An 18,586-nucleotide genomic window follows, 5' to 3' on the forward strand; every position below is an offset into this window, starting at 1 on the left:
TTATTTAAAAGGATCTAAATGTTTATGGAAATGAATTTCTATTATCTCGTAATAAGTTTCTTCATAGGTTTTTAAATAATCCAAAAGTCTATCTTTAAACTTAGAATCACCATTTGTAGTCTTGTCAGTTAACACACGGCCAAAAGTAACATGAAGTACTTGCCTTACATTATCATCATAGAATAAAGATTCTAACTCTTCATCGGAATAATCTTTAGCGGATTTGATTTTATTTAAATTGGCTGAAACGTGGTAAGTTTTCTTTTCCTGTTCATATAGTGCAGTGCAATAATCAAGTATTTCTCTAAAAAAATTTGGTTCTTTTATTGCCATAACTTTTAGTGCTTCAAGGTAACTTGTCCCGGCAGTTTTAATATGTGTGTATGCACCTTTAATACTTCCGATAACTTTATAAACACTAAACTTATCACTTCCAGAATGCAAACTGATTTTATAGTTTCCGAAATATTTTGTGATTGAAAGATGTTTCAGATATTCCTGCTTAAACAAATCTAAATCACCTTTGTAATCAATTCCCTTTTCAAAATCACCAATGAATCTTGGAGCTAGACTAATAAACTTAACACCTAAACGATTTAATTCTTTTACAAAAAAGAAATGTTCAAATGGAGTTGTAACCGATTCCGTTTCATCAACAGATATTTCAACTTCTGAATCATAATCAGGATAATTTGTCACCAAATGGTCATATAATTTTTTTATGTGGGCAACGGCATTACCATATTTTACAAGTGCCTTTTTAATGCTTACTAAATCTGAAGTAATAGTTAAACTTTCTGTAAGCACAAATTCTTTATCTAAATATTGAGCACTTAATTCTTTGATGTTAGATTGTAATCCTTTCCAGTTCAAATTATTAATTCTTTTATCAAGTTCAGTTTCATTTATGTGATCTGCTTCATTTACAACAAATTCACTTGGATCGAATGTAAACATTCTAAATCCATTTTCAACCATCAAATCAATATCTTCAGTTGTTTTTAAATGATCAGCATCTGCACCAAATCCTTTTTCATAACCTTCCTGAAAAACAGCCCATACAGCTGCATCCATTACCTCAACCGGAGTACGATTTGTGCGAGATAATTCTCGAATTGATTGCTGTGCAAGTATTGGTTTAAATTCAGATTTCAATACCGAGCGAATATGAGCAGGATTTGCTAACCCAAGTCTATCGCCAAATCCAAACGAATTTTCTAAACCAATACATACTGCATTTGTAAATGGGAATACTCTTTGTAAAGCCTTTCTATTGTAAGTATTTAGCAAGCATTTTTTGATAAAGTAACCCTTTTTTTCTGCGGGAACAAAAACTAATCCCTTAAACTTTGAGCAAATATTATTAGATGTGCTTTCACAATACAGAAACAAATATTTTTTCTTGTTTTCACGTGCAATAAAAAATATAACTCCATTATATTCTCTAACAGATTTTGGGTACAGAGCTATTTCTTCTTTTTCTAATAGATATTTTTTGATAGGAGTATTTTGCATTGCTCGATAAGAAAACAGTTCTTCCTTGAATTTTAATTTATCCATTTTCAATAAGTCCATTATAATTTATAGGCTTTTTTAACTAAGTTATAAGTAAGGTCTTTGGCGACAATCATCGCTTCGTTCAAACTGACTATATGTTTTGCAACCAGTTCGCCTAAATAATTTGAATCAACTCTTCTTGCTAAATCGTGTCTTGCAGGAATTGAAATAAATGCTCTTGTGTCATCATTAAATCCAACTGTATTATAAAATCCCGCTGTTTCAGTAACCATTCTTCTAAATCTCATCATACCTTCAAGACTGTCATGAAACCACCATGCCGGTCCAAGTTTCATTGCAGGATAATGCCCTGCCAACGGCGCTAGTTCTCTTGAGTAGGTTGTTTCATCGAGAGTAAATACTATTATGGTAAGATTAGCATTATTTCCATATTTATTTAAAAGTTCTTTAAGATTAAAAGAATATTCAGTCTGCATTGGAATATCGCAGCCTTTATCCAGTCCGTGCCTATTAAATATAATTTCGTTATGATTACGGTAGGAGCCGGGATGAATTTGCATTGTCAAGCCGTCTTCCGTGCTCATTCGTGCCATTTCCATCAGCATATTAGAAGTAAATAATTCCGCATCATTTTCTTCAAGTTTATTATTAAATGCACGATTGAATATTTTTTCTGCTTCATTTGAAGACAACTGATGAGTGTAAGGAGAAAATACTCCGTGATCAGTTGATGTTGCTCCAACCTCTTTAAAGTATTTTCTGCGCTCTTCTAATGCTTGAATAAGTTTTTGATAATTAGAAATTTCATACCCAACAACTTTTTCTAATGCTGATAAATTTTGTTTCCAGCTTTTTGAGGATAAATCAGTTACCGCATCAGGTCTAAAACAAGGAATAACTGTTTTATTCCAGCCAGAATTTTTTATTTGTTTATGCTGATCTAAAGAATCGCTAGCAGCATCAGTGGTGGATAGTACTTCAATATTAAATCTCTCAAATAAGTTTCTAGGTAAAAATTCATTAGAATTAAGTTTTTCCTGAAGTCTATCATATATTGATTGTGCATTTGTACTATTTGGTTTTTCTTCAATGTTAAAAATTTTATTAAACTCATAAGCAAGCCAATTACCAGAAGGAGTTCCAACAAATAAGTGATAGTTATCTGCAAATAACTGCCAGATTTTTCTTGGATCCGTTTCTACTTGTGTTCCATCAATTGATGGGATTCCAAGCAACTCCAATTTAATTCCCTGTGAATACAACATTCTGTAGACATAATGATCAGGAATCAAAAATAATTGTGTTGGATTAAGGAATGGTTTATTTTCCACAAAAATCTGCGGATCAACATGCCCATGCGGACTAATAATTGGTAAATTTTTTATTGATTCATAAATTTGGCGAGCATAATTTCGCACAGATGAATCCGGACTAAAATATCTGTCCTCATTTAAATCATACTTTTCCATTTAAATATTCTTTTATTTGATTTCAACAATAACTGGATTATTTAGAGTTTGTAATGTCTCTTCCAAATAGCTTCTAAACTCCTCAACATTCTTAATTCCATTTTCTTCTTGTTCCCACGCAGCGGCAAAATAGTATATTAATTTTCCATTGTCAGGTTTTAGTTTTATAATAAAACTAAGTTCATTTTCTAACAATTCGATGAGTTGATCAGTATTATAAAAAACAACGATACCGAGCTTATCATTATCACTAACCAATGTTTGATTGCCATAAAGAGCTAAATAATTCCAGCCGTTGCTATTATTACTTTTGATAAACTCAGTCTTGTCATACTTAGCTAAACCTGTAACAATATTTTCAGCATTGTTAGAAATTTGCATTTCACATTTAGTTAATCGACTGCCTGCAGAAATTGAAAGACTTGAACTTAAATCATATTTTTTATTTCCAACTTGCCAGCCATAATAATCGGTAATTATTTTAGCTTCAATTGGACCTGTGTAAGGAATTGAGCAAATAATACTGTCTGTTTTTGAAACCATATTAACTTTACCATCAGCCCACATGCCAATTGAACCAATTCCTAATGAGCTGCCAACTTTAAATATATCCATTCCCCATTCCTGCATACTATGATAGGAATCATCATTTGCAACTGTATCGTGCGTTCCAACCTGATCAAGAATTAATTGATTTTTCTTTTTGCCGAAAATATCTGTTGCATTCCGCCAATCAAGATAAAATCTATAACCAACTTTTTCTGATTCCCAACCCGGACCTTCATACTTAAATAATGCATCATGATCAGTATGTATTGATGGAACTTTTAAATAAGATACACTCTCAAACTTATCGCCGCGGAATCTCTCATCGTAGTATACATCACCTTTTTTTGCAGATAGCTCAGCATAAGTTCTAGCTTTAAATCGCTTAACATCCAGCAACAAATTTTCTTCTAATCTAATTGTTTTTGTTTCATTCGCACTTAAATCAATAACAAATTTTAATGTTCTTTTTTCCCCATCATTAATTATCTGGAATGGAATATCGCCATTATCAGAATTTAAAGTGAAACTTTTTAGTTTAAAATTAATTGGGGTTTCTACTTCTGCATCTTTAATATTTTGATCTATTGAATTGGTAACATTTATTATCGTAACATTTTTACTGCTGCATGCTGCAAGAAATAAACTTAGAACAAGTATTATCATTAGTTTGAATTGATTTGGCATAGTTATTTTGGGTTTAATTATCATAATGATTATTTAATTTTTTAGATATCTGGCTAGTTGAGGTATTTTAAGTTTAATTTCATCAGCAGCAAAATCACAAATTCTAAATGCGCCGCAAGGTGAAAGATGTGTATTGTCTTCCAATCTATTGGGTAAAGAATTGTACTCATCCGCATCTATATGAAGATAAAATCCTTTAGACCTTTCCTCACCAAGTTTGATTATATACTCTTCAGATTTTTTATGAAGATCTAATAGAAGAACATTCATTTTTACAGATATGTCTCTAACAACATTTGGATAATCGCCGTGAACATCATAGAATTTTCCAAGCTCATCAAATCTTCTTCTAACTATTGGAGTGGCTAAAATTGGAATACCCCCTCTTTGTCGAGTTTCATTTATAAACTTTTGAAGATTCCATTTATAATCCGTGTTTGCATCTGCAAATCTTTTAGGATCATCTTTTTTGGCATCGTTATGCCCAAACTCCATAATTACATAATCCCCAGGCTTAATTTTTGGAACAACTGTATCCCATCTTCCTTCATCAATAAAACTTTTTGTGCTTCTTCCATTAACTGCATGATTTTCTATTTTAATTCCGTCACTAAAATAGAGTGGAAATATTTGCCCCCATCCTTTTTCAGGATTGCCATCTTTCAATGGTTTATCAGCCATAGTTGAATTACCAATCATAAAGATTGTTATGTTTTTTGCTGGCTCATCAGTTTGGGCATATATAACAACAAGATTTGCTACTAACACAATAAATAAAAAAGAATACAATATTTTTTTCATATGGAAATAATTTTTAACACAAATTTTTGAGATTAGTAGTATTCTGCTTCTACTTTAGAACTAATGCTATTTTTTCTGAAATGATTCCAATATATCGTTAATATTTTTAAGAACGCTAATTGGATCCCATTTACCAGCAAATACCCAATTAGAATTTATTTCACTTTTGGCAGGATGTTCTTTAGATTTTTCTAAATTATCTTTTAGCCAGTTATATTCTTTCCCTTCAACTTTACAATCAGAAAAGTAGATTCTATCCTCACCCCACTGTAGTATTCTTGGTGGATTTGATGGTGCAAAAAATATTTGTTTATCAGCCATATTATGTGAGAATATACAATCAATTAAATAAAACTGAGCATCGCGATGAAATCTTCCTAATGGAAAATTTTCCACACCATCGAAATAGGAATTTTTAATTACAAATTTATAATCTTCATTTTTACTTCCATCATGCCAAATTGATGCAGTTAAATTATGACCATAAAATTTACTGTCCTCAATAAGACAATATCCTCTTGGGCATACATAGTCAACCCAACCTTCAAAAAAACAATTATGATGATAATACATTCCACCGTCAGTGTTCCATAATGAAAGAGCATCACCACCATCAGATATAACTGCACAATCATCTAAAATTATTCTGGTTGATCCTTCAAACGATCTTATTACAAATGCATGATCATGATCGCCATAAAGACTACCATAATTATTTTTTATTGTGATCGATTTGAAAATAATATCTGATATGTGCGGTTTGATATTTACGATGGCAGAACCGTAATCGTCATCGTGTGTAAGCTTCCAGTTTTTTCTTAACTCAGCAAATTCAATAATTGTGTTTACTCTACTTTCTCCACATATAATAATATTACTATGTTCTATAAAAATCTTTTCGTTATAATTACCATTTTTAATGAAAATAGTAAAATAATTTTTACAACCTTTAGGTATTGAATTTAAAGCTTCCTGAATGGAAACAAAATCACCTGTTCCATCTTTGGCAACGATAAAAAAAGATATACCATCATTACCTTGCGAGAATGATTGAATGGAAAGGGTAATACAAATGAAAAAAATGAATAAAGAATTTTTCATTTTAAGAACTAGTTGAATTTGAGGCTATTGGTTTAATTTAAGCTACTATGGCTGTATCAACCGGATTTCGACCGTTTAGCAATAAACGTGTTGGTAATTCTATTTGTCTATCAAATTCCTTATCAGGATTATTCATTAAATTACACAGCAAACTAACTGCAGAGGTTCCTAATTGGCGAGTTGGCTGATCAACATAGTTAAAAACAGAAGGTGCCATATATTTAAATATATTATTACCAAAGCAAGTAACATTTATATCTTTAGGAATTTTTATCCCAACTTCAGAAGCTGCTTCGTATAAACCAAGAGCAACAGGATAAGTGACAGCAAGAATTGCTTCAGGTAATTGACCACTTTTTAATAATCCCTTAAAAGCATTATATCCATCTTCCTCGCCAAATCCACTTTTAATAATCCATTCGTTATTTACAGGAACATTGTATTTATTCATTGCATCAAAAAATCCCTGCGTTCTTGCTTTTCCAATGTTTATATAATCGTGCCCTCCAACTAAACTAATATTACGATATCCTTTGTTAATAAAATATTCCACTGCAGAAAAAGCCCCGCCTCTATCATCAACAGTTACACTTGGAACTCCCGGTATATCCGGAACTCTATCAATAAAAACCATCGGAACATTCATTTTAATAACGCGATCAAAAATCGAATAGTCTTTTGTCTGTTCTGTTATTGATACTATTAAACCATCAATTCGCATCGAAAGTAATGATTCAATATGTTGTTTTTCTCTTGCAGCTATCTCCTGCGATACCGTAATGACACTTTCATATTTTTTTTCAAATGCAGAATCATAAATAGCTTCGATAACTGAACCAAAAAAGAAATGTGCAATTTTTGGTACAACAATACCAATAATATTAGATTTTCTAGAAGACAGATTTCTTGCGTTGATGTTTGGACGATAGCCTAAACTTTCAGCAAGTTGTTTTACTTTTATTTTTGTTTCATCAGAAATATCCGAATGATCTCTAAGGGCTTTAGAAATTGTAACCTTGGAAACTCCCAGGATTTTTGCCAAATCTTCTAATTTTGCTGGTGAGACTCTTTTGTTGGGCATAAAAATATTTTACTCTCTTTCCAATAACTTCTAATACGATTATTCTAAATCTTACTTATTCAATTTTAATAATTTCATGGGCTGCTAGTATTAATGCTCCATATCCTTTAAAATCATTATCTCTTTTGGGTTCGCTAATATAGTATTCAAAACTACCATCGCGATACGGATTGCCGCCCAATCCTCCAACTGAACAAACATTAGTTAAGACATAACGACCATCATTATCCTCTATGATAAAGTTTTTAACCAATGAAGAAAATGACTCTTTTGCTGCTTCTTTAAAATGCTCTTCCAGATATCCTTTATTATACCCTTTTGCAAATGCATAAATAAACATAGACGATGCTGATGTTTCTATATAATTTCCCTTCTGATTTGATTTATCCACAACTTGGTACCATAGCTTAGACTTTTCATTTTGATATTTTAATAGCGAAGATGAAAGTTCTTGAAACATTTTAAGTATTTCATTTCTGTCTTTGTGATTTTCAGGAAACGAATCAAGCACATCAACCATCGCCATCATAACCCAGCCAAGAGATCTTCCCCAAAAATTTGGTGATGTTCCTTTAATTGGATCAGCCCATTTTTGCTGTTTACTTTCATCCCAACCATGAAAGTATAATCCAGTTTTTTTATCATACAAATGTTTTTTGATCAATAAAAACTGATTTGCAATATCATCAAAATTTCCTCGGGAACTGAACATCACAGAATATTCTGAATAGAATGGTTCAGCCATATACAATCCATCTAACCACATCTGGTTTGGATAAATTTTCTTATGCCAAAACCCACCTTCACTTGTTCTTGGATGTAACTTTAATTGTTTAATTAAATTATCTGCAGCGATTTTATATTTTTTTTGTTTGGTTGTTTCATAAAGATGTAAAAGCACCCTGCCTGATGCAATATTATCAATATTAAAATTATTTAAGTCATAAGTCTTAATAGAACCATCATCATTTACATAATAATCAATATTCTTTTTTATGTAATTAAAATATTTTTCTTCTTTTGTATTAATCCAAAGTCTATAGATTGATTCAAGAATTAATCCTTGTTCATAATTCCATTTATAACTCTTAGCTTCAGTTTTATATGCTACTGTATCAGGATAGATATCTATAAAACTATTTACCAGGATTTCTGGAGTGATTGCAATAACTTCTTTCTTACTTGTATTAACTGAACTGCAGCCAATCAAAACTAAAAGAAGAATTACCGAAATAACATTTTGAAAAGGAGTTTTGGAAATCATAATTAATTGATCACCTTATTATTAATAGTCACATCTTCAAATGAAATGCTTTCAACATTCTCTAACAAATTATTATTACCAACATTTTCAAATCTTGAATTTCTTATAACTAAATTTTTTACTTTTGAGTGTTCATAAGCTTTAATCCATAAAGCATAAGAACTTTTTTTACTTATAATATTCTCAAGAACTATATTATTAACGGATGGTGTAAATTTTCCGGCATCACCTTCTTCATAGTAAAAATTTATTTTTAATATTGCTTCCTTCACTTCTCCGATAGTAAGATTTCTAACAAAAATATTTTCAATCTTTCCACCTCGAACCGAATTAGTTTTAATTCTAATTGCTCTATCAAGTTCCGGACTATCCATAACGCAATCTTCGATAAAAATATTATTTGCACCACCAGAAATTTCACTTCCTAAAACAACACCGCCGTGTCCATTTTTCATTTCACAATTTTTAATAATAATATTTTCACTTGGAATATTGATCCTTCTTCCATCATTATTTCTGCCAGATTTTATTGCAATGCAATCATCTCCATTATTGAAAAAACAATTTTCAATTAAAACGTCTTTTGAACTTTCAGGGTCAAACCCGTCATTATTTGGTCCTAATCCTTCAATATTAACACCTATTAGTGAAACATTTTGACAAAGGACAGGATTAATAAACCACATGGGGGAATCCTTAAAACTAACACCTTCAATTAAAATATTTTTTGATTTATAGAATTGAACAAAATTTGGTCTTAAATAATATCCATCCCCTAAAACACGATGTTCAACCGGAATATCCTTCTCACCCATTTCAAAGAGTTTGTCCCTTCCGATTTTTTGATTTGGCATTCCGTCTTGCCATCCATATTTCTCAATACCCTTCCAACTCCACCAATTACTGTTACTTCCCTGGCCGTCTAAAATTCCAGTTCCAGTAATAGCAATGTTTTCTTCACCAAAAGCATAAATTAGAGAAGAATAATTCATACACTCTACACCTTCCCATCTACTATAAACAAGTGGGAGATATTTACTTTTATCATCAGAAAATATTAAAGCAGCACTATCTGCCAAGTATAAGTTAACATTACTTTTTAAACGAATTGCTCCTGTTAAATAAACTCCTTTTGGTACCAGCACTTTTCCGCCGCCATTTTTAACACAGTCATCAATAGCAAGTTTAATTGAATTTGTACAATCGGTTATTCCATCTCCAACAGCACCATAAACCTTAATATTAAATTCTTTATCAGGAAATATTGGAGGAATAATTCTATCGAGCACAACATCAATCTTTTCCCATCCATCAGTTTTCGTTGGGGAATGTGTACAACTAATTACAACACTAGTAAGTGCTACCAAGAAGGTCAAGATAGCAATCGATTTAAAATAATTATTCATATACTATTTTAGCAGAATAAGTTTAATTGTTTGATTCATTCCCTGAAAATGAAGCCGAGCGAAATATATACCACTAGACAAAATATTTCCGTTACCATCAGCAGCAACCCAATTTGATTCAAATTGTCCGGAGGTTAAATAGTTGTTAAATACTTCAGCAACTTTGTTACCAAGAATATTATAGATTTCTAAAGTTACATTGCCAGCATTTGGAATTTCAAAAATAAACTTAGTATTTGGGTTAAATGGATTCGGATAATTCTGGTTAAGTTTAAATTCGTTTATTGGTCTTATTTCAAAATTAATAGAATTTGGAATTCCAGCGGTTTCATATGCGCCTAAATCGGGTGCTGAGCCATTAAATGGCAGACCAACAGGAACACCCGCATCAATTAAATCACTGCCTGATGCAAGATGCATAAACTGTAGGTCTGGCAAACTTCCATCGGCATTACGTGGTCCACGAACTCCAAGTGTATCAATAGAAATAAAATCTTCATTTGTAACAATAAATGGACTTAACCAACTATTAGATTGTTGAATAACAAATCCGGCTAAAGAACCGTAATTACCTATTGATACATTATTAATTAAGGTTGCAGTTTTACTGCTGTCTAAGTTAGTAGTAATCGAATAATTTGTACCATTTCTATAAGCAGAGCAATTATAAAGAGTCATTGAACCTTTATTATTGTTCTGATCAAATCCTTTTACACGATTATCAAAAGCAACACAATTTTTTAAAGTAAAATTGTGCATAAGATCTTTATTATCACTTCCTCCCATTTTATAACCATTACCATTACCACTACTAGGACTCCCGTTGCTTAAATACCCATTAGCAAAACACCAGCAATTTTCTACCGTTGTACTAATATCGTTCGAAGGTCGAAGATAACCATCCCAGCCATCATCAGAATTTTGCCATGCTCTACACCCATAAAAATAATTATTTGTTCCCACATTTAGCTTTGGAGCGAACCCATCTGCATTGCCTTGGCTTGGGTCAGAATTAAAATAGGAATCACAATTGATGATCTGATTATTTGAAGCTCCGCTGCTTAGCTGCAAGCCAGTATCATGGTTTTCATAAAATGAACAGTATTCTATGATATTATTTGAGCCTCCTATGTTCATACCATTATCACCGGCTCCTTTGATATCAATACCTTTTAAGTGCCAAAAACTCCCATTCAATGTAATAGCGCGATTACTTCCGGTTATAGTCATTGAAGAAAAATCAAGTATAGGTCGTTCACCATTGTAAGCAAATAAATAATATTTACTGCTTTCATCCCCATTTTTAGAAATACTAATTTTATCATTATCTGATAGAGTATAATTGCCGCCTCTAACATAAATCGTATCACCTAATTGAATTCTGTTAACAGCGGTTTGAATACTTTTTAACGGAAGATTAATAGTTCCGGGATTATTATCATCACCATCGGATGCAACAAAAATTTGAGCCCAGGAGTTTGAAATAAGAATTAATATAAAAAAGTAAAGTATTTTTTTCATAATAAGAATCGGCATCCGGCTTTAACCGGATGCCATTAAATTGATAATTATTTCAATAACATCATTTTCATCGTTGTAATGTTCTTGCCAGATTCAATTGTATAGAAGTAAACACCAGAAGATAAATTTGATGCATCAAAATCAACTGTATGTCTGCCAGCAATCAACTCTTGATTTACAATTGTTGCTACTTTTTGTCCAAGTAAATTATAAATAGCTAAATTAGTAAATCCAGCCTGTGAAAGATTGAAGGTAATTTTTGTTGAAGGGTTAAATGGATTTGGATAGTTTTGTTCAAGTGAAAAAGTTTCCGGAACATATCCTTCCTCAGTTTTAACATCAGTTACCCAAACTTCCCATTCAGCTTTTTTAGTTGGGAACCAGTTTAAATCTCCAGCAGGAAAACCACCTTGGGATCCAGTATAAGCCGCTGAAGATGTTTGATATGCAGCATCTAAATCATTTATCCAGAATGCAATTGGTCTTCTGTCCATATCATCCGTCGCACGATTCCATAAAGTTGATGGTGTGTTCTTTGTTTTATTGCCGCCAGTAGGACTTACATACCATCGCATTAGATTTGTCATTAAATTTTGAGTGTTGGTAAGAATAGGATCACTAATTAATGTAAATGCATTTACAGAATCTGCGCCAAGTCGGCTATTAATATGCCAAGAAAGTTGTGAGCCAACAACAATTGGTTCTGCTGTATGTGCATTAAAAAATGCCTGACCAGAATCTGAAACAGCATAATAATTATTACTTATTGTCCATTGTGTTGTATCATTTGGTGCAGTAAATATCCACGTCATTCTATTAAGATCATTAGGATATTTTTCGCCAGTGTTTGCCCACTCAGCAGTTCTAGTTGCATCTGTTGAATCTTCTCCTGCAGCAAATGCGTCTTTAAATAAGTTATTAGTTATAATAACTTTTTCTCCCACATTACCTAAAGAAAGTAATCCGTGGAAGCCCATACCATTAAACATTGTATTATGGTCTATTCTAGTATATTTAATATTTCCTGTACCTGCCAAAGGATTACTAAAATTATAATGGCGCACAACTCTATCCTGATAATTTGTCCACGTATTATTGACTAGTATTAAAGAGTCTACTGCAACAGCACGAAGATCGATTCCTTTTCCTGCACCAAAATTTGAAGTACTTAAAGCACCCAAATTTGTGAAAACGCAATTAGTAACTTTAATTGTACCAGTAGATCCTTCGCAACGAATTACCTGACCGTTAATATTTGAGAAAGTACAATTATCAAATTTGTAGTTTGAACCTTCGTTATCGTTTCGGAACATACCACCCTGAACATTATTAAAATTTGAGTCAATTGGCTCAAAGAATCCAGTAAGAGCTATACCCGACATTTCAATATCACCGCCTCTTAATCTAACAAAATATCCTGGTGGATTTTGAGGAGTACCGCCTGACCCTGCTGGGTACAAGTAGATTATTGGTTTCGGACCAGCAGCGGCTCTCAATCTTAAAACTTGATTATTTTCAACATAGAAAATCTGTTGACAAATATATGGAAAACCACCACCAACAAGTTCATACACACGATCCGGTAAAAGACCTCCGGTTGCTGTTGTATCAGCAATAATCTGGGTCATAATTTCTGTACTTGGCTGGCCGTTAAACGGAACAAGTTGAAGCACATTTTGTCCAAAAGTAAATCCGGACAAAAAGATCATTACGAACATAGAAAGCACGATGTATTGTTTTTTAAACATAACATCTCCTTTGTTTAGTGAAAGAATTTAGTATTTAGAAATTTGAAACTATAGAAATTGGGAATAATCATAACTCAATTATTACACCCAAATCGCCAGTCAATCCATAATTTTGACTAGTGTTTGGTAGTACGTATTGGTTGACTTTGTTATCGATCTGATTTATATCTTTTAGATTTGTAAGATTATTAATGTTTAATAAAATTGTTAAATAGTCAGTTATTTTTTGTTTTAAAGCTAAATCTATTCGATTATACCCAGCTATTAAAACATCGCTTCTTCTACTAGGTGAAAAAGAAGAATAATAATCAGACTGATGGAAAAGGGATATTCTTCCAGAGAATCCACCAATATCATAACCCAAAGATATGTTTCCGAAGAATTTTGGTTGATTCTCTAATTGCTGCTTGTACTTAATAGCTCTTTCTTTATATTCAGGTAAAGGTGGAAATCCAGGAAGTACAATATAAGTCGTATCTATCGTTGATCCGATTAGTTGAGTTTCCGATTTTACTATCGAAGCATTGTAGCTTAAAACTATATATTGTAATAAACCTGGCAGAAAAGTAAAGTTAATCTGATGTTCTAATTCAAAACCCCACACTTTTGATGGATCTGTTGAATTATAAGGAACTGTTAATTGGTATGATGAATTACCATGCAATGATCTAGTCTCTAAACCAAGATCATCAAATATAATATTGCCACTAGTATTTATTTGATTCAACATATGGTACATATCTTTTATCTCTTTATAAAAAGCAGAGATAGATAATAATCCTATATCATTTCCATAAAAAGTTGTGTTTATTTCAAAATTCCAAGCTTTTGCGGTTTTTAATTTTGGATTGCCAACAATTAATTGTCTGTTTCCTCCAACTGCGGCTGGTCTCCACGCAAAATAGGTATTCAATCGCATGTTAAAATCAGGACGGGCAAGAGCTCTATATCCGGCGAGACGAATATTCATAAAGTCAGTAACCTTAATATTAAGATGAAAATTTGGTAAAACTATAGTTTCCGAATAAGTAGAACTAGTATCACGAATTGGAAGTGTAAGATACGGGAATCCGCCAGCCTGTACGTTTGAATACTTGTTTTGATAATCATTATTTTCTTGTTCTACTCTTACTCCCGAAATAAAAGTTATATTCTGACCAATTTTTAAAGTATTAGTAATGTATGTTGCAGCTACTGCCTCAGTTATATCATAGTAATATGCTGCATATGTTGGATCATTATTATATTCATTTGTTTGACCTGTCTGGTTAACTCCATATTTGTTTAATTCATACCATTGACGAAGTTTATCTCTATTAATAAGCGGGTATAAACTATACAGATCAAATAGGTTTCTAGATTGAGGTGTAGAATCAAGAAAGTCACTGAAAGGGGCGTTTATAAATAAAGGATTAGATAAGTATCGTTGGTAAAAAGCGTCAAATAAAGAACCACTCAAATTTTTTTGTCTAATCGTGCCATCAGGTAACCTTTCATATGGTTGCCACCCGCCCAAATAATAGTAAGAAGTAACTTGTGTTTGGTTGTTTGTTCTGCTTTTAGAAGTATACTTGCCACCCAACTTTAACTCGCCAGCAAATAAATCTCCAAGCACATAATTGTGGGACAAATTTAGAAAAGCAGTTTTATTTCTTTCTAGATTGTCCTGTGAAGTATAATAGGCCCCCGCAAGCGAGGCAGCTTGAAAATTATTATAAGCATAAGGGATTAACTGTTCCGGGTGATCTTTGATTTGTGGTGGTGAACGCATTCCTGAATTGGCTCCTGAATCGGAGGGTTCACTAAAATCTAATTGATAATCGTAAGGAAATTCTGAGGTAGATTGGGCTAGTGATAATCCCCAATTAATATTGATTCCTAAGAGATTATTATTTCCAGTTAACGCGCTACTAAAAGTTTCTAAATCTTGTTCCCTGTCTCGATACAGATAAGTTACACCACCTAGATATTGTGTTTCCCCACCACCGTTTGGATAATCTCTTTCAAAAGTAATATAATTTCTACTTGTGCTGTTATAGCTGCTATTTAACATTATATTTCCTTCGTCGGGTAATTCATAGTCTAAAATCAGATTTAAACCGTTTCTCTTTCTCAACTCATCAACAAATCTCAAATTAAAATTATTAATAAAATATGTTGTGTAGTTGTTTCCATTTTGATCATAATCAATGTCTGATATTTCGGTACTTCTAATTTTGTTTTCAATATTTCCATTTATCTGAACTCCCAACAAATCATCAAAAAATCTCTCGCCATATTTTAATGAAAAATCATACTGTTTTGCAGATTGCATTAAACCATTATAACCGCCTTTTAAAACTGACTTTAATTGTCTTTGTGATGGTGCTTTTTTAGTAACAAGATTTACACTTCCTGCAATAGCATCAGCATCTTTATCCGCAGTTAAAGCTTTAAATAATTCAATACCAGCCAACGAATTTTGAGAAACAGTACTCAAATCAATTCCCCTCCCTAAAGCATCAGTAGAAGGTACTCTAACGCCATCTATTGTTACCGTAACATATTTGTCACTTAACCCACGTAAAATTATTTTATTTGCTTCTCCTCCGGATCTTGTTACAGAGACACCAGGAAGTCTGCCTATTGTTTCTGCGGCATTGGCGTCAGGTAATTCCTGAATCTTTTCTTCTGAAACAACATTAATAATTGTATTTGAAGAAAGTTGTTGATTTATTGCAGAAATTTGTCCCATCATTTGACCAGTCACCACAACTTCTTCACCAACCAAGACATCCAATGATAATGGGATATTAAGTTCCGTTGCTACATCCTCTTTAATGGTTACTGGAATTTCTTTTGCCTTATAGCCTATATAAGAAATCTTCACAGTATAATCGCCGGCTGGTACAGTTTTGATTATATACTTACCTTCAATATTTGTAGCGGATCCTATAGATGTACCAACTAGGAATACATTTGCACCAATCAATTCATTATTAGTCAGGGAATCGGTCACAACTCCTTTAATAGAGCCCTGGGAGAAAAGTTGTGATAGACTAATTAAGAATATCAGAGTTGTAAATTTTAAGTAGTAAAATAATTTCATTCTGCCTCTCCTTTGGTGTAATGAAATAGTTTAGAAGGGATTTATTTATGGTCTGAACACAGCTTCGCCACTTGAGTCACATAATGGTTTACTTTAACGATAAAGTAAACGAAAAAGCACATCTGAAAAAAAAGCAAAATATTTCACATTGTCAAGAAAAATATTTTGATAGAATCATTTTTTTTTGATTTTATAAGAATTTTGGTCAAAATTAAACTATTTTTTTAGGAAATCAACAATGAAATTTACTGTAGGTTTAAACCAGGGATCAAATAACCAGAAAGTATGGGGTGTATAGTGCAAAGTCTCAATTTTAAAATTTATCTTGTATTTTTCAAATAGAACAACCGCGGAATCTCTTCCAGCGTGGAATCTGTCCGATGCACTGTTAATGAAAAAAAACTCTGGACTGTTTTCAGAAACATAACTTAATGGCGAGGCTTCAATCCAAAGTGAAGGATTTTCTTTATATGTTTGGCCAAACCACAGTTTTCCAACAGACGGAAACAACTCGGAAGTATCCTTACCACTCTCTGCAGGATGTGTAAAATCTAGAATACCATCTAGATCAATAACTTTTTGAACTTTAGAAGATATTTTCGGTAAGTATTCATTCGGTTCAAATTTGGAAAGATTAACAGTAACACCACACAATGCCGCCAAATGTCCGCCTGATGAACATCCTAACAACGTTACTTTTGAGGAATCGGCATTATATCTTTCTGCATTTTTCTTTAGCCATTTTATTGCACTTTTAATATCAAGCACTGCTGCCGGATATTTTGCTTCGGGAGACAGACGGTATTCTATAGAAGCGCATAAAAATCCTTTAGCGGCTATTTCATTTGCTAAAGGATGCTGAAATGATTTGTTACCTGATCGCCAACCTCCTCCGTGAATAAAAACAACAATGGGAATTGGTTTTTCTGATGAGTCAGGAATAAATAAATCGAGTTTAAGATTTCTTTTCCCTATTAACTTATAAACTAAATTATTTTCTTCTTTTACATTTGACTTAATACTTTTCCTGGCGATTTTAATAAAAGGAAAGTTCTTTAGCTCTTTTTGATAATAGCCATAAACCGTGTAAGAAGAATCCTTTGGAATTCCTTCATCAGATAAATAGGATTGTGGAAATACTAAAAGTGTACAGAGAAGGAATTCAGTCAAAAATTTACTTTTCATTTATTGTTTCCAACCATTTAGGATATTTATCTAAAGCAACTTGCGGATCATAAACATACCAAGCATAACCGATTCTTCGTTCCCTCTCAACTTCAGAGAATGAATAAACAATTATTCCATCTCTGTTACAAAAAATTGGAATGTGAGTTTCAAGACTGTAGTATCTGGTCCAAATTGGTTTTGCATTTTGATCATCTATCAATATTCTATCATCGTTGGAATTCCGATATTGATACTCGGTATGAGGAGCTTTTATTGTCTGGACTCTTCTTCCAAATATTTTTGATGCTTCAAACCATTTTACCGCTGATTTTATTGATTTAATAATTCTAGCATTTGGATTTTGTAACGTCATTAGAAATTCAACTATCTCAGAACTTTCGCCATTACAAATAGCAGCTGGCTCAAACGTTCTTGCATCTTCAGGTAAGAGAGTTATATTATTATGCTGCTGGCACCAAACTAATAATGAATCGGATTCTTTTATTTGTGAGTCTAATATGCATTCAATTCCTTTGTTGAAAGATGTTTTAACTTTATTATAAATATCAGAATCAACTAAAATATAATCGCTTTCTTTATTCACAATTCGCTTTAATAATTTCATTACTCCCATCATTGCACCATCATTAAATGTAATATATTTACGATAGCCACTAGTATCAGGATAAAATTGCGGCCAACCACCATTATCATACTGTGCTGATAAAATAAACTTTATTCCATCAATAAAAGCCGTTTTATATTTTTCCTTTTTGGTAAAACTAAATGCTTTTGCTAAATAGTTGAGCTGAGAATATGTAGCAGAGTTATCAAAACAAGTATTAAAAAGATTTTTTGATTGAATGACTGAAGATTCCTGTTCACTTGTTAAAATCGCTTGCATATCATAGTTCTTTGGCCACCCACCATTGCGTTTTTGATAAAGTAAAATGTTATCTGCAATCTTTTCAAATTCATTGGCTGAGTATTTTTTTTGATTTCCCAAGGGTTCAATGATTTTATCTGTGTCTTTTATATCATACCAATGATGAGCACTATTTAGAAATTCTGTCGTGTCGATATATGAAATTTGATTAAAGTCGGAATTGGTCTGTGCTGAACAATCAATGAACATCAATGAAGAGAGCAAAAAATAAATGATTTAATACATTTTTTCATTAGGCTGTGT

The 18,586-nt window shown here is 32.3% G+C and carries 13 protein-coding genes; all 13 read right to left on the reverse strand.

From position 1 onward, the window contains the following. The 13 genes from IPJ23_02110 to pelA all read right to left on the reverse strand — a co-directional run bounded on the left by IPJ23_02110 (nt 1) and on the right by pelA (nt 18,532). Nucleotides 1-1,560 carry a hypothetical protein gene (locus IPJ23_02110; GenBank protein MBK7629514.1) on the reverse strand — a complete coding sequence of 520 codons (1,560 nt, stop codon included), beginning with the start codon at nt 1,558-1,560 and terminating at the stop codon, nt 1-3. A 14-nt stretch (nt 1,561-1,574) separates the two neighbouring features. Continuing rightward, the gene (gene uxaC / locus IPJ23_02115; GenBank protein ID MBK7629515.1) at nt 1,575-2,987 is read right to left on the reverse strand and encodes a glucuronate isomerase; all 1,413 of its coding nucleotides are present in this window, start codon (nt 2,985-2,987) and stop codon (nt 1,575-1,577) included. Nucleotides 2,988-2,999: 12 nt separating this feature from the next. Further along, nucleotides 3,000-4,244, reverse strand: a complete 1,245-nt coding sequence (locus tag IPJ23_02120) for a DUF4861 family protein (protein ID MBK7629516.1) — start codon at nt 4,242-4,244, stop codon at nt 3,000-3,002. Nucleotides 4,245-4,253: 9 nt separating this feature from the next. After that, the gene (locus tag IPJ23_02125; protein MBK7629517.1) at nt 4,254-5,021 is read right to left on the reverse strand and encodes a rhamnogalacturonan acetylesterase; all 768 of its coding nucleotides are present in this window, start codon (nt 5,019-5,021) and stop codon (nt 4,254-4,256) included. Nucleotides 5,022-5,087: 66 nt separating this feature from the next. Beyond that, nucleotides 5,088-6,122, reverse strand: a complete 1,035-nt coding sequence (locus IPJ23_02130) for a pectin esterase (protein ID MBK7629518.1) — start codon at nt 6,120-6,122, stop codon at nt 5,088-5,090. Nucleotides 6,123-6,159: 37 nt separating this feature from the next. Next, nucleotides 6,160-7,203 (reverse strand): LacI family DNA-binding transcriptional regulator, encoded by a 1,044-nt coding sequence (locus IPJ23_02135; protein ID MBK7629519.1) that lies wholly within the window; start codon nt 7,201-7,203, stop codon nt 6,160-6,162. A gap of 55 nt (nt 7,204-7,258) precedes the next feature. Further along, the gene (locus IPJ23_02140; GenBank protein MBK7629520.1) at nt 7,259-8,437 is read right to left on the reverse strand and encodes a glycoside hydrolase family 88 protein; all 1,179 of its coding nucleotides are present in this window, start codon (nt 8,435-8,437) and stop codon (nt 7,259-7,261) included. A gap of 32 nt (nt 8,438-8,469) precedes the next feature. Continuing rightward, the gene (locus tag IPJ23_02145; protein ID MBK7629521.1) at nt 8,470-9,873 is read right to left on the reverse strand and encodes a glycoside hydrolase family 28 protein; all 1,404 of its coding nucleotides are present in this window, start codon (nt 9,871-9,873) and stop codon (nt 8,470-8,472) included. Nucleotides 9,874-9,876: 3 nt separating this feature from the next. Beyond that, the gene (locus IPJ23_02150) at nt 9,877-11,394 is read right to left on the reverse strand and encodes a right-handed parallel beta-helix repeat-containing protein (GenBank protein ID MBK7629522.1); all 1,518 of its coding nucleotides are present in this window, start codon (nt 11,392-11,394) and stop codon (nt 9,877-9,879) included. 47 nt (nt 11,395-11,441) lie between these two features. Then, complete coding sequence (locus IPJ23_02155; GenBank protein MBK7629523.1) at nt 11,442-13,142, reverse strand: T9SS type A sorting domain-containing protein; 1,701 nt, start codon at nt 13,140-13,142, stop codon at nt 11,442-11,444. Nucleotides 13,143-13,209: 67 nt separating this feature from the next. Next, complete coding sequence (locus IPJ23_02160) at nt 13,210-16,230, reverse strand: TonB-dependent receptor (protein MBK7629524.1); 3,021 nt, start codon at nt 16,228-16,230, stop codon at nt 13,210-13,212. A 216-nt stretch (nt 16,231-16,446) separates the two neighbouring features. Continuing rightward, nucleotides 16,447-17,415: an alpha/beta hydrolase gene (locus IPJ23_02165; protein MBK7629525.1), complete on the reverse strand. Its 969-nt coding sequence runs from the start codon at nt 17,413-17,415 to the stop codon at nt 16,447-16,449. Further along, nucleotides 17,405-18,532, reverse strand: coding sequence for a pectate lyase (pelA, locus tag IPJ23_02170; protein ID MBK7629526.1), 1,128 nt, complete (start codon nt 18,530-18,532; stop codon nt 17,405-17,407). Before pelA ends, IPJ23_02165 begins: the two co-directional genes overlap by 11 nt. Nucleotides 18,533-18,586: the final 54 nt, after the last annotated feature.

The organism is Ignavibacteriales bacterium, from assembly GCA_016709765.1.
GTDB lineage: Bacteria > Bacteroidota > Ignavibacteria > Ignavibacteriales > Ignavibacteriaceae > IGN3.

Coding starts and splice junctions, on each gene's coding strand:
- IPJ23_02110 (MBK7629514.1), bottom strand. CDS start 1,560: ATGGATAAATTAAAATTCAAGGAAGAACTGTTTTCTTATCGAGCAATG.
- uxaC (MBK7629515.1), bottom strand. CDS start 2,987: ATGGAAAAGTATGATTTAAATGAGGACAGATATTTTAGTCCGGATTCA.
- IPJ23_02120 (MBK7629516.1), bottom strand. CDS start 4,244: ATGATAATTAAACCCAAAATAACTATGCCAAATCAATTCAAACTAATG.
- IPJ23_02125 (MBK7629517.1), bottom strand. CDS start 5,021: ATGAAAAAAATATTGTATTCTTTTTTATTTATTGTGTTAGTAGCAAAT.
- IPJ23_02130 (MBK7629518.1), bottom strand. CDS start 6,122: ATGAAAAATTCTTTATTCATTTTTTTCATTTGTATTACCCTTTCCATT.
- IPJ23_02135 (MBK7629519.1), bottom strand. CDS start 7,203: ATGCCCAACAAAAGAGTCTCACCAGCAAAATTAGAAGATTTGGCAAAA.
- IPJ23_02145 (MBK7629521.1), bottom strand. CDS start 9,873: ATGAATAATTATTTTAAATCGATTGCTATCTTGACCTTCTTGGTAGCA.
- IPJ23_02150 (MBK7629522.1), bottom strand. CDS start 11,394: ATGAAAAAAATACTTTACTTTTTTATATTAATTCTTATTTCAAACTCC.
- IPJ23_02155 (MBK7629523.1), bottom strand. CDS start 13,142: ATGTTTAAAAAACAATACATCGTGCTTTCTATGTTCGTAATGATCTTT.
- IPJ23_02160 (MBK7629524.1), bottom strand. CDS start 16,230: ATGAAATTATTTTACTACTTAAAATTTACAACTCTGATATTCTTAATT.
- IPJ23_02165 (MBK7629525.1), bottom strand. CDS start 17,415: ATGAAAAGTAAATTTTTGACTGAATTCCTTCTCTGTACACTTTTAGTA.
- pelA (MBK7629526.1), bottom strand. CDS start 18,532: ATGTTCATTGATTGTTCAGCACAGACCAATTCCGACTTTAATCAAATT.